The following is a 12,546-nucleotide window of genomic DNA, read 5'->3' as shown; positions in this document are numbered from 1 at the left end:
TGAGCGCCGCGCCGGACGGAGCCGACCACTCCGCCACAGAGCGCGCACACCGGCGACCGGGGGAACACCGTCGCCACGGGGAGGACAGACCACCATGCCGAGATATCGGCTCTTCACGCATGCCCGGAAGCGCTCCGGGCTCCTGCCGCCGCTGCTGACGTCCGCCGTCGCCGTGGCCCTGATCGGTTCGGTGGCCGTACAGCCGGACCTGATCAGCCGGTACGCCGCCGACGACATGGCCACCGTGGCCGACACCGGCGACAGCTACGACGGTTTCGACGCCAAGGCCGCGGAACAGCTCCGCCAGGACCAGTGCCTGCTGGGTGAGACCTTGCGGATGGGCGGGCCGGCGATGTTCGGCGTGGCCCAGGACGGGCTGAACCAGACGCCGGACATGCTGCACACGGCGGCGAACCGGGAGTACTGGAATGCGACTCCGTTGTCGACGGCGTTCAAGCAGGACCGGGATGCCGCCAACAAAGAGGGCTCTGATCTGTACGACCACCTCCGGGACTTCCAGATCTCCGGGCTGCCCACGCCCAGCGGCTTTCAGTCGAAGGCCGATTTCGAGTGGCCGCCCGGGACAAGCGGCGATCCGCGGCCGGACTTCTTCCAGCAGACCGGCATTTCCACGTGGATCTGGGATCAGTTCTGGAAGCGGGAGAGCGACCTCTACCGCGACCTGACCCCGGCCGCCGACGAGGTCACCGTCAATGCGGTCAAGAACCTCGGTGACCCGCTGTACGGCGGCGAACTCGACCCGACACTGCCCAACTGGAATCAGCGGTACGAGGAGCGCCAGGCCTACAACCACCTGGTGAACTGGTCCATGGAGCCGACGGCCGCGGACAACGCCCGGCTCTTCCTCTCGTACGGCGGCTTTCCGCGCACCGCGCCCGAGCCCGGCAGCGTCGAGTACCGCATCGCCGTCGAGGACCTGAAGACCCGGTTCGCCTCCTGTGCCTGGCGCACCCCGGTCGACCCGAACAAGGTGCTCGGCAAGGAAGTCGCCGCCGCGTCCGCCGAGTGGCAGCAGGAGATCACCGCGCAGGCCGGGCCGCGCAACCAGATCCTGACGGCGAACAAGAACGCCACCAAGGCCCTCGCCGCCGGTTCCAAGGCGTTGAGTGAACTCCTGGGGCTGTCCTGGCGGGCCGACCACCTGGTCCGCTGGCAGGACTACTGGTCGGCCGGCGGCCCGGGTTGGATCGGCAGCAGCCCCATGGTCATCCACGCGCACGGCGCCACCAACATGTGCCTGGAAGTCGGAAACAACAAGACGGACAACGGCACGCCGGTTCAGATCTACACCTGCAACGGCAGTGCCGGGCAGAAGTGGCGGATCAGCGGCAACGCCCTGGTGCACGAAAACTCCGGCAAGTGCCTGGACGTCCCCCGAGCCGACACCGCGAACGGCACGGGATTGCGGATCTGGACGTGCAACGGCAGCTCCGCGCAGCAGTGGCAGTACGACACCCACGGCACCACGCGCCTGTACAACCCGGTCACTGCCAACTGCCTTGATCTCGCTGCCTACGACAAGGGCCGCGACGCGCGGATGTGGGACTGCAAGGGCACCGACCCGCAGAAGTTCGACATCGCCCCCTCCGGTCACAACGGCACCGACGACCTCGAATACCCCACCAAGGCCCAGTTCGACAAGGCGAAGCAGGGCGTCACGGCCGCGCAGACCGAGGCGAAGAAGCAGGTCGACCTGCTCAAGTCGCAGGCCACGGCGGCGAAGACGGCGGCCACCGCGTCGGACACCGCGCTGACGGCGGCGTACGGCATCGCCGACATGGCGGGTGCCCCGCGCGGCCGCGGTCTGCTCGTCGGGCAGCAGAAGGCGCAGGTCACCAAGGCGTCGGCGGCCGCGCTGGACGCGCTCGCCAAGGCCGGTGACACCGCCTACGCGGCCACCCGGGCCGCCGCCGGGGACAGCGCCACCATCGCCGCCCGCGCGTTGACGCAGGCCGCGCAGTCGAAGGCCGCCTTCCGTACCGCGGCCGCCAACGAGGCCCGGGCCCAGGCGAAGGCCGCCGCCGACGCGGCCGCCGTACAGGCGCAGACCGCCAAGGCCGCCCGCGACCTCGCGAAGGCCAAGCTCGCCGAGACGCAGAGGGCCGAGGCCGACGCGAAGGCGGCGGCGGCCGACGCCCACGCCAAGCGGCTCGCGGCGGAGGCCGAGGCGGCGACGGCGAAGGAGACCGCCGCCGCCAAGCAGGCCGAGGCCGCCCAGCACAAGCAGAACGCGCAGGGCTACGCGCAGACCGCCCAGGAGGCCAAGGGCCGGGCGGAGAGCGCCGAGTCCACGGCCCGTGCCAAGCGGCAGGACGCCGAGGCCGCGCGCGACCGGGCCAAGGGCAAGCGGGACGACGCGTGGGACGCCGAGAGCCAGGCGAACGCGGCCCGCGCCAAGGCCGACGCCAAGGACGCGTACGCCGAGGCCCACGACTCCGAGTCGGACGCCAAGGAGTCCCGGGCCGCCGCCGACCAGGCGGACGCGGCCGCCGACGACGCGGAGTCGGCCGCGCGCTCGGCCCGCTCCGAGGCGGACGCGGCGACCCAGGCCGCGGCCGACGCGGACGCCGCCGCCACCCGTGCGGAGGCGGCCGCGAAGCGGGCCCGTTCCGACGCGGACGCGGCCCAGGCCGCGAAGCTCCGGGCGGACGCCGCCGTCCGTACGGCGACCAGCGCCGCCGCCGACGCGATCAAGGCGTCCGAGGCCTCGGCGTCCGCCGCCCGTACCGCGGTCGAGCTGGCCGACGAGGCCGAGAAGCACGCCGCAGACGCCATGAAGCAGGCCGACGCGTCGAGGGCCGAGGCCGCCAAGGCGGTCGCCGGTGCGGCCGACGCGGCCGGCCACGCCTACACCACCGCCCAGGCGGCGGAGGACGCCGGCAACGCTGCCCAGCAGGTGGCGGCTCCGGCGAACGACGCGATCCAGTTGGGCGCGCCGTACGTCACCACCGACTCGGCGGCGGGCCTCGCCGTCCTGTCGGGTCAGTCGTCGAAGACGATCGCCGAGCAGCAGCAGGCGGTCGCCGAGGCGCACGCGGCCAACGCGCAGAAGAACGCGGCCCAGGCGGCGAGCCTCGCCGCCGCGGCGACCGGTGACGCGAAGGCGGCGTACACGCTGGCGGCGGAGGCCGCGGGGTTCGCGGCCGACGCCCGCAAGTCGGCGAAGGAGGCGCTGGGTTACGCCGCGGAGGCGGCCCAGTACGCGGCCGACGCACAGGCGTCCCTGGCCCGTGCGAAGGAGTACGACCGCCAGGCCACGGTGGACGCGGCAGCGGCCGACCAGGCCGCCGACCAGGCCGAGACCTACGCCGTCGACGCCCGCTCCTCCGCCGACCAGGCAGCCCAGGACGCGGAGGCCGCCCGCACGGCCGCCGCGGAGGCGGAGCAGTCCGCGAAGGACGCCCGAGCGGCGGCGGACCGGGCGGATGCGGAGGCGACGGCGGCGGAACAGGCGGCGAAGGACGCGCAGAAGTACGCGGAGTCGGCGCAGGAGGCGGCCGACCAGGCCGCGCGCAACGACGCCAACAGCCAGGTGCAGGCGGGCGCCGGCACCGGGATCGGCGGGGTGTTCTCGGTCATCGACGACATCAAGCAGCGGGGAGATCCGCAGCGGCTGCCGGACGACTGCTCGCGTCTCCCCTGCGACCTGGTGTTCGAGGTGCACTTCGACGCGACGGTCAGCTATTACCTGTGTCTGAACCCGGAGGTGCCGGCCACCGAGTCCGGCTGCCCCGCCGGGGACACGCAGTTCCTGAAGACGAAGACGTTCACCGACCTGAGCAAGAAGGTCAAGATCTCCTCGTGGCAGGCGACCAAGGACCTGTGGAAGGGGATCTTCGAGTCGATCATCGGCGACTTCACCGGCTGCTATCACAAGATCACCAGCGCCCAGGACGGCGGCAGTTACGGCGACTGCGCTTGGGCGGCGACCTGGCTGCCGCTGGGCGGCCCGATCGCGAAGATCACCGAGGCGATCCGCGCGGTGGACGCCGCGATGCGCACCGGCGTCGGGGTCTCCGACGCCTTGAAGGCGCTGCGGGCCCTGGACGTGGACGCCCGGGCACTGTCCGCCATCGAGCGCAGCGCACGGACGTACGAGGAGGCGCGCACCGCCTGCATCCGCAACAGCTTCCCCGGCAGCACCCAGGTCGTCCTCGCCGACGGGGGCCGCAAGGCCATCCGTGACGTGCGGTTCGGCGACCGGCTCCTGGCCACCGACCCCGACACCGGAGACACCCGGGGCGAGCCGGTCACCCGCACCTTCTCGCACTCCTCCGACGACTTGGTGGACATCACCCTGGCCGGCGGCGGAAGCCTGACGAGCACTTCGGGACACCGGTTCTTCGTCAGCGGCCGCGGCTGGACCCTCGCGTCCGACCTGCGTCCCGGCGACAGCCTGCGCACCCCCGGCGGCAGCCTGCGCACGGTGATCGCGGTGCTCGGCCGTTACGCCTCAGCGCCGCGGACCGTGTACGACCTGACCGTGTCCGGCCTGCACACGTTCTACGCGGTGGCGGGCGGCACGCCGGTCCTGGTCCACAACTGCAGCGACCTCGTCCTGGACGAGGCGAGCTTCCCGGGGCAGGCCCACACCCTGAAGGACCATGTGCGGCCCAACCAGGCGGAAGCCGAGGCCATCGCGCACCGCAAGACGGTCGAGAGCGGCCGTGACACGCCCAACAGCGTGTTCATCGACCAGCAGACCGCGCAGCAGGTCGTCGACTACGCCTTGGCCAACAACGCGAACAAGATCCGCAAGTGGATGGCGGAGAACAGGACGAACGAACTGACCTGGTCGGGCACGTTCGGGCGGAACAACTCCCTCGGTACGGTCTACTACGACAACGGTCGAGCCGCTCCCAAGGCCACCGGCAACGGGTTCTTCATCAAGCTCGTGCGAGCACCTCGGGTGGAGGGCCAGGCGAAGCACCCGCTGGGCTACTACGTGCAGACCTGCTATCCGAAGTAAGGAGGGGTGACCGCTGTGGAGCGCTTCACCGAGTTCGACTTCGGGGTCCCGTGGGTGATGGCTTTCTTCCATCAGGACTGGATCTACGAGGCGGACAGCCTCGCCGAGCTCGTCGCGCGGCGCCTGCCGGACGGGCCCGGTCACGACGCACTGGCGGTGCGCCGTGATGCCCTGGTACTCCTCGACGGTCTGCCGTCGCGGACGCTGGAGGTTCTGTGGAACGCCGGAACGCAGTACGGCCTGGACTTCCGGCAGACCACGGGAGCCGGGTGGACGCAGACCGTCGTCGACGTGTGTGACACCTGGCTGTCCGCGCAGGAGCAGCCACCGCGGCCGCTCACCGGAGCCGACACGGAGGACGGCCTCGCCCACCTGGACGCGGTCGTCGCCGAGATCGAAGGGATGGGGTTCCTGACCGCCGAGGTGCGCCGGGCTCTCGTGGGCTGCGCGCGTGAGTGCACCCCGGACCTGGCACTGCGGGTACTGCTCAGGGTGATCGAGTACACCTCCGGCGCCGTGCTGTCCGTGGACCAGTACAAGAGGCTGGAAGGTCTCGGATCGGCCCTGTACTACGGCGAGTTCGTGGTCCAGAACGTCGAGTTCCTGATCGCCGACGACTAGTGGCACAGCCTGAGGTCCCTGCCGTCCGCAGCCCGTGGACGGCAGGGACCTCGTCACGTGTGGCCCGTTCCTGTGGGACGGTGCCGATGCCGACCGGTCCACCCGCCCCGTCCCGTCACAACTTGCGCCGGCAGGCGAAGCAGGGGTACGGGCCCTGCGTATCAGGACACCGTCCGTCTACCCGTGCTCGCGCGTTCCGTCATTCTCGGGGGTAGCAGGGTCGACTCCGGTACCTCCGTCCCGTTCAGTTTTTTGATCAGGAGTTCTACCGAGCGGGTGCCCAGCTCCGCCGTCGGGAGGGTGACCGAGGTGATCGGGACGTGGGGGGACTCGGCCACCTCGTCGGGGCAGATCGCGGTGATGGAGAGGTCGGCGGGGACGTGCAGGCCCAGGTGGGCGAAGGCGTCGATCAGGGGGCCCAGCAGGGCCTCGTTGTGGACGACGACCCCAGTCAGCGCGGGCTGTTCCCGCAGGAGTCGCTCGGCGGTCGCGCGGGCCGCGTCCGGTTCGCAGGGCAGGACCGTCGAGGACAGCCCGGCGCGGTCGGCGGCGGCCGTGAAGCCCTGGACCACCCGCTGGGCGAAGGCGGTTTGGCGGACGTAGACCTCCGGCGGGGAGCCGACCAGGGCGACCGAGCGGTGGCCCAGCCGGGCCAGGTGCTCCACGCACGCCTCGCCCGCCGCCCGGAAGTCGAGGTCGACGCAGGTCAGGCCCGCGCAGGAAGCGGGGAGGCCGATCAGGACCGACGGCAGGTCCAGCGTGCGCAGCAACGACAGCCGGGGGTCGTCCAGTTGGACGTCCATCATGACCAGGCCGTCGACCAGGGCCGTGTCCGCGACCCGGTGCAGCCCCTCCTCGCCCTCCTCCTGTGTCAGCAGCAGCACGTCGTGGTCGTACCGCCGGGCCGTGGTCACCACCGACACCGCGAACCGCATCACGGTCGGGACGTGGATGCCGGCCCGTAAGGGCACCACCAGCGCCAGCACGTTGGAGCGCCGGCCGGCCAGGGCGCGGGCGCCCGCGTGCGGGCGGTAGCCCAGTTCGCGGATGGCGTCCTCGACCCGCTGCCGGGTCTCCTCGGAGATCGGGCGCTTGCCGCTGAGGGCGTAGGAGACGGTGCTGGGGGAGACACCGGCCCGCCGCGCCACATCCGTGATCTTCACCATCAGCCCAGCTCCAGGGAGAGGAATCCGGTGCCGGCCTGCGCCCGCGCCGACCTGTCCCCGGCCGCCAGGCCCCAGGGCGCCGACGGGTCGCCGCAGGACGCCCGCAGCGTGTCCCCTTCCCGTACGACGGTGTAGGCGACCTCGCCGACCCGTACCGTGACCTGCTCGCCCCGGGCCAGGCCGTACGCCCGCAGGGTCACCCCGTCGGCGTGGTCGTAGTCCGGGCGGTCGGTCACCGCGCCGACCGGGACGACCGCGCCGGGGCGCACCAGCAGCGGCACGCTCAGGAAGTCGTGCCGCTCGCGCACCCAGCGCGGGCCGGTCACCGTCTCGCCGGTCACGAAGTGGGTCCAGGTGCCCTCGGGGACGTAGTAGGAGACCTCGCCGGAGTCGTTGAACACGGGTGCCACCAGGAGGTCCGGGCCGAGCATGTACTGCCGTTCCAGGTGCGCGCAGCCGGGGTCGTCCGGGAACTCCAGGACCATCGCCCGCATCACCGGCACGCCCTCGGTGTGGGCGGTGCGCGCGGCCTCGTACAGGTAGGGCATGAGGCTCAGCTTGAGGCGGGTGAAGTGGCGCAGGACGTCCACGGACTCCTCGTCGAAGAGCCACGGGACGCGGTACGACGAGCTGCCGTGCAGCCGGCTGTGGGAGGACAGCAGGCCGAAGGCCAGCCAGCGTTTGAAGAGCGCGGGGCTCGGGGTGCCCTCGAAGCCGCCGATGTCGTGGCTCCAGAAGCCGAAGCCGGACAGGCCGAGGGAGAGACCGCCGCGCAGGGACTCCGCCATCGACTCGTACGTCGCCTCGCAGTCGCCGCCCCAGTGCACCGGGAACTGCTGGCTGCCCGCGGTCGCCGAGCGGGCGAAGACCACCGCCTCCTGTTCGCCGCGGTGCTTGCGCAGCACGTCGAAGACGGTCCGGTTGTAGAGGTAGGTGTAGTAGTTGTGCATCCGCTCCGGGTCGGAGCCGTCGGACCACTCCACGTCCAGTGGGACCCGTTCGCCGAAGTCGGTCTTGAAGCAGTCCACGCCCTGCGCGAGGAGCGCCTCCAGCTTCGACGCGTACCAGTCGCGGGCGGCCGGGCTGGTGAAGTCGACCAGGGCCATGCCGGGCTGCCACAGGTCCCACTGCCAGACGCTGCCGTCGGGGCGCTTCAGGAGGTGGCCGAGCGCCTTGCCCTCCGCGAACAGCGGGGACCGCTGGGCGATGTACGGGTTGATCCACACGGAGACCCTCAGGCCCCGCGCGTGCAGCCGGGCGAGCATGCCCTCCGGGTCGGGGAAGACCCGCGGGTCCCACTGGAAGTCGCACCAGTTGAACTCGCGCATCCAGAAGCAGTCGAAGTGGAAGACGGACAGGGGCAGTTCGCGGTCCTTCATGCCGTCGATGAAGGAGGTCACGGTCTCCTCGTCGTACGAGGTCGTGAAGGACGTCGACAGCCACAGCCCGAAGGACCAGGCGGGCGGGAGCGCCGGACGGCCGGTGAGGGCCGTGTACTTGCGGATGATCTCCTTCGGGCTCGGGCCGTGGATGACGTAGTACGTCAGCTCCTGCGTCTCGGCGCTGAACTGGACCCGGGAGACCGCCTCCGAGCCGACCTCGAAGGAGACCTTGCCCGGGTGGTCGACGAAGACGCCGTAGCCCGCGTTCGTGAGGTAGAACGGCACGTTCTTGTAGGCCTGTTCGGTGGCCGTGCCGCCGTCGGCGTTCCATATGTCGACGACCTGGCCGTTCTTGACCAGCGGGCCGAAGCGCTCGCCGAGGCCGTACACCGAGGTACCGACGGTCAGGTTGAGCTGCTCGCGCAGGTAGTGGGCGCCGGTCGCGTCCCGCAGGATGCCCATGTTCTTGGTGCCGCTGCTGGTCAGGACCCGGCCGTCGGCGAGGAAGTCGACCTGCCAGGGGCCGGTGCGGGCGAAGCGGACCGACAGGGCGCCGGAGGTGAGGGTCGCGAAGTCCTCGTCGGACCCGGTGTGGGCGGTGAACTCCTGCCGGGCGAGCGTGAATTCGGGACCGTCCGGCTGGTCGCCCTCGAAGTGGGTGAAGGTGATGCCGATGACGTCGGGCATCGGGGCGTGGGCGCTGATCGTCACGACCGGTCCCTTCAGCAGGTCGCCGCGGTGGCGGATGGGCTGGGACGGCGCGTGGATGTCGAGCCCGCCGTCCGACGCGACGACCTCGTGGACCACGGCCGGGTGGTCGGCGGTGACGCCCTCGCGCAGCAGCCAGTAGCCGTCGGTGAACTTCATCTGTGGGGGGTCCTTACTTCACGGCACCCACGGCGATACCGCGGGTGAGGGTTCGCTGGAAGACGAGGAAGAACACGATCGCGGGGAGCACACCGAGCAGGGCGGCCGCGTTGGTCATCGTGGCGTCCATCAGGCGCTGGCCCTGGAGGACGCCGAGGGCCACCGACACCGTCTGGTTGTCGTTGGAGATCAGCATGACCAGGGGGAGCAGGAATTCGTTCCAGGTCCAGATGAAGAAGAAGACCAGCAGCACACCGAGGGTGGGACGGCTGACGGGGACGACGATCCGCCACAGCACCTGCCACTTGTTCGCGCCGTCGATCCGGGCCGCCTCCAGGATCTCGCGGGGGAACTGGCCGAGGACCGCGGAGAGCAGGTACGTGCCGAAGGCCGCCTGGATCACCGTGAACACGATGACCACGCTCAACCTGGTGTCGTAGAGGCCGACTTCCTTGCTCAGGTAGTAGACCGGGTAGACCAGAGCCTCCTGCGGGAGCATGTTCGCCAGCACGAAGAAGGCCAGGACCCAGGTGCGGCCCCTGATGCGGCCGATGCCGATCGCATAGGCGTTGAGGACCGACAGGACCACGGCGAGCACCGCCACCGAGCCGCTGATCAGAACCGAGTTGACGAGCTTCCGGCCGAAGTCGACGCGCTCCCAGAAGTCCTCGATGCCCTGCGTGTAGAGACCGTCGGGGAGGCTGAGGGGGCCGTTCTGGGCGTACTCCGCCGGGGACTTGAAGGCGTTGACCGTGACGATCAGGAACGGCACGACCATGAACAGGGCCGCGAGACACAGGGCGACCAGCACCGGGTAGCGGCGCAGTGCGGTGGTCATGAGTCGCTCCTCTCCTGGAGCTTCAGCCCGATCAGGGAGAGCGCGAGGATGATGACGGTGAGCACGGTGGAGATCGCGGCGCCGTAGCCGACCTGCGTCTTCTCGAAGAACGTGGTGAAGGAGAAGTAGGACGGCACGTTCGTGGCGCCGCCGGGGCCGCCCTTGGTCAGGACGTACACCGCGCCGAACACCTTGAGCGCGGCGATCGAGCACCAGGTCAGCACGACGTAGATCTCGGGACGGATCTGCGGCAGCGTGATGTGCCAGAAGCGGCGCCACCAGCCGGCGCCGTCCAGCTCGGCGGCCTCGGCCAGTTGGGGGTCGGCGCGTTGCAGGCCGGCCATGAGGACGACCAGCGGGAAGCCCAGTTGGACCCAGACCATGACGCCCATGACGCTGTAGAGGGCGAGGTCGGGGTCGCCGAGCCAGTCCTGCTGCCAACCGCCGAGGCCGATCGCCTTGAGGAGGGCGTTGAGGGAGCCGTCGTCGGGGGCGAGGATCCAGCTCCAGACGATGCCGGCGACGGCGATCGGCAGGACCTGGGGGAGGTAGAAGCAGGCGCGCAGGACGGCGGCGACGCGGGTGCCGAAGTGCTTGCCGACGTAGTCGAACAGGGCGGCGGCGAGGACCAGTCCGAGGGCGGTCGGGATCGCCGCCATCGCCACGACCATGAACAGGCTGTGCCGGAAGGACGCCCAGAACTCGGAGTCGTCCATCAGCTCGCGGTAGTTGGCGAGCCCGGACCACTCGGGGGAGCCCACGCCCTGCCAGTCCGTGAAGCTCACGTACGTGTTCATCACGAACGGCAGGACGATGATCGCGAGGAAGGCGAGGGCGCCCGGGAGCAGGAACAGGGTGTAGGAGTCGCGGGGGCGGCGCGGGGGCCGGGGGGCGTTGCCCTTGCCGACCGCCCGCGCGGTGCGTTCGACGGTCGCCGTCATTGCTTCGGCGCGCCCTTGTCGTAGGCCTCCTGGAGGTCACTGAGGTAGTCCTCGGGCTTCTCGCTGCCCGTGATCAGCTTCTGCGTCGCGGAGACGAGGACGTCGTAGAAGCCGGGGACCGGCCAGTCCGGGTAGAAGGCCAGGCCGTCGGTCTCGGAGAGGGTGTTGAAGTCGTCGATCAGGGTCTTCGACTGCGGGTCGGTGATGGCGGAGGCGTCGGCCGCGACCGGGACACCGCCGGAGTTGCCGAGCAGGTTCTGGATCTTCTTCGACATGGTGATGTCGATGAAGTCGTAGGCGAGGTCCTTGTTCTTCGACCCCTTCGGTACGACCCAGAGGTTGCCGCCGGAGCCGAGGGTGAGCTTCGAGTCGGGCCAGCGGAAGGTGCCCCAGTCGAACTTGTTGTCCGTCTTGAAGCGGCCGTACCACCAACTGCCGGAGAACAGGATCGGGGCCCTGCCGGAGGTGAAGGAGACACCGGCGGCCTCCTCGTTCTGGCCGCTGGAACTCTTGCTGAAGTAGCCCTTCTCGACCCAGTCGGCGAAGGTCTCGGCGCCGTACGTCCAGGCCGCGTCGTGGAAGTCGGTCTTCCCCTTGTAGAGCTGGTACGAGTCGACCCAGGCGCGGTCGGCCTTCGAGAGCGCGAGCTGGTAGAGGTACTGCTGGGCGGGGTAGGCGGCGCCGCCGTTGGCGAGCGGGGTGACCTTGTTGCGGACGAACGTGTCCATCGCGGCGGTCAGTTCGGCGAACGTCTTCGGCTCGGCTATGCCGTACTTCTTGAAGAGGTCCTTGTTGTAGTAGACCAGCGTGTACTCGGCGTAGTTCGGGACGCCGAACCACTTGCCGGAGCCCATCACGCCGTTGGTGTCGTAGAGGCTGGTGGTGCGGACGCTGGGGCTGAGCGCCTTGTCCCAGCCACGCTTGGCCGCCTCGTCCGTGAGGTCGGTCAGCAGGCCCTGCTTGGACAGCAGGCCGGCGGTCGCGTTGCCCTTGTTGTACTCCATGAGGTCGGGCGCGTCCGAGGAGTTGAGGACCATCGGGGCGGTCTTCTGGATCTGGTCGAAGCTCTTCTCCTCGAACTCCACCTTCACGCCGGGATGCGTGGCCTCGAACTCCTTGATCGCCTCCTTCCAGGCGATGCCCATCGCACTGCTCGGGCCCTCGTAGTGCCACAGCCGCAGCGTCTTGCCGTCGGACGACCCGCTGTCCGAGTCCCCACAGGCCGTCATCAGCAGTGCCCCGGCCAGGACCACCGCGGTCACCCCCACACGCCTTCGTGCCGTCAACATCCCGTACCTCCGGGGAGTCGGATGGTCGCTTCGGGCGGGGCGCCGGGCAGGAGTCATCGATTCGACGCCGTTCGACAACCCCTGTCGAAGCGCTTCGACGAAGGAACGTATGTGGGGCCCTCGAAGGTCGTCAATGGGTTGCACAGGATCTGGTGAAGCGATTCGACGATGGGGCCGGTTCGTTTCGTCCGGCTCACCGCCGGGAGGGGTTCCACTGATCGAGGGGTGGCGCGCGCGGGTCCGGGACGGTGACGCCCGCCCGAACGTGCCCGGCCGACGTGCCGAACCCGAGAGCGGCGACGCCCGCGAGCCCACTCGCCGCAGGCGTCAGGGGCGCGGGGAACGGCGCGACCAGCCCCCACGGAGCCGCACCCGCCCCCGGCGTCATGGGCGCGTGCGGACCCGACCGCCCCGTGGCCCGCGCGTGGCCGCTCGCCGCAGGAGGCTTTAGG

The 12,546-nt window shown here is 70.4% G+C and carries 7 protein-coding genes; 2 read left to right on the top strand and 5 right to left on the bottom strand.

Annotated features, from left to right (window positions below):
- Positions 1–94 precede the first annotated feature (94 nt).
- Complete coding sequence (locus ACZ66S_RS04605; RefSeq protein ID WP_469899589.1) at positions 95–4,990, top strand: ricin-type beta-trefoil lectin domain protein; 4,896 nt, start codon at positions 95–97, stop codon at positions 4,988–4,990.
- A 6-nt stretch (positions 4,991–4,996) separates the two neighbouring features.
- Positions 4,997–5,611 carry a hypothetical protein gene (locus tag ACZ66S_RS04600; RefSeq protein ID WP_469899588.1) on the top strand — a complete coding sequence of 205 codons (615 nt, stop codon included), beginning with the start codon at positions 4,997–4,999 and terminating at the stop codon, positions 5,609–5,611.
- Between the two features lie 161 nt (positions 5,612–5,772).
- Here ACZ66S_RS04600 and ACZ66S_RS04595 read toward each other — a convergent pair whose 3' ends face one another.
- The 5 genes from ACZ66S_RS04595 to ACZ66S_RS04575 are packed head-to-tail and all read right to left on the bottom strand — an operon-like array spanning position 5,773 to position 12,094.
- Complete coding sequence (locus tag ACZ66S_RS04595; protein WP_469899587.1) at positions 5,773–6,777, bottom strand: LacI family DNA-binding transcriptional regulator; 1,005 nt, start codon at positions 6,775–6,777, stop codon at positions 5,773–5,775.
- Entirely contained in the window at positions 6,777–9,026 is a 2,250-nt protein-coding gene (gene yicI, locus ACZ66S_RS04590) for an alpha-xylosidase (RefSeq protein ID WP_469899586.1), read from the bottom strand. Before yicI ends, ACZ66S_RS04595 begins: the two co-directional genes overlap by 1 nt.
- A gap of 13 nt (positions 9,027–9,039) precedes the next feature.
- Positions 9,040–9,864, bottom strand: coding sequence for a carbohydrate ABC transporter permease (locus ACZ66S_RS04585; protein ID WP_469899585.1), 825 nt, complete (start codon positions 9,862–9,864; stop codon positions 9,040–9,042).
- Positions 9,861–10,805: a carbohydrate ABC transporter permease gene (locus ACZ66S_RS04580; protein WP_469899584.1), complete on the bottom strand. Its 945-nt coding sequence runs from the start codon at positions 10,803–10,805 to the stop codon at positions 9,861–9,863. Before ACZ66S_RS04580 ends, ACZ66S_RS04585 begins: the two co-directional genes overlap by 4 nt.
- Positions 10,802–12,094, bottom strand: a complete 1,293-nt coding sequence (locus ACZ66S_RS04575; RefSeq protein WP_469899583.1) for an ABC transporter substrate-binding protein — start codon at positions 12,092–12,094, stop codon at positions 10,802–10,804. The genes ACZ66S_RS04580 and ACZ66S_RS04575 overlap by 4 nt, the downstream gene beginning before the upstream one ends.
- Between the last annotated feature and the right edge of the window lie 452 nt (positions 12,095–12,546).

It is taken from the genome of Streptomyces sp. NPDC107471 (assembly GCF_055582845.1).
The sequence above is the reverse complement of the archived record's forward strand: the minus strand, read 5'-3'. Positions and strand labels throughout refer to the sequence as shown.

Excerpts from the sequence above, each read along its gene's own strand:
- ACZ66S_RS04605 (WP_469899589.1), top strand. The coding sequence starts at position 95 with ATGCCGAGATATCGGCTCTTCACGCATGCCCGGAAGCGCTCCGGGCTC.
- ACZ66S_RS04595 (WP_469899587.1), bottom strand. The coding sequence starts at position 6,777 with ATGGTGAAGATCACGGATGTGGCGCGGCGGGCCGGTGTCTCCCCCAGC.
- yicI (WP_469899586.1), bottom strand. The coding sequence starts at position 9,026 with ATGAAGTTCACCGACGGCTACTGGCTGCTGCGCGAGGGCGTCACCGCC.
- ACZ66S_RS04585 (WP_469899585.1), bottom strand. The coding sequence starts at position 9,864 with ATGACCACCGCACTGCGCCGCTACCCGGTGCTGGTCGCCCTGTGTCTC.
- ACZ66S_RS04580 (WP_469899584.1), bottom strand. The coding sequence starts at position 10,805 with ATGACGGCGACCGTCGAACGCACCGCGCGGGCGGTCGGCAAGGGCAAC.
- ACZ66S_RS04575 (WP_469899583.1), bottom strand. The coding sequence starts at position 12,094 with ATGTTGACGGCACGAAGGCGTGTGGGGGTGACCGCGGTGGTCCTGGCC.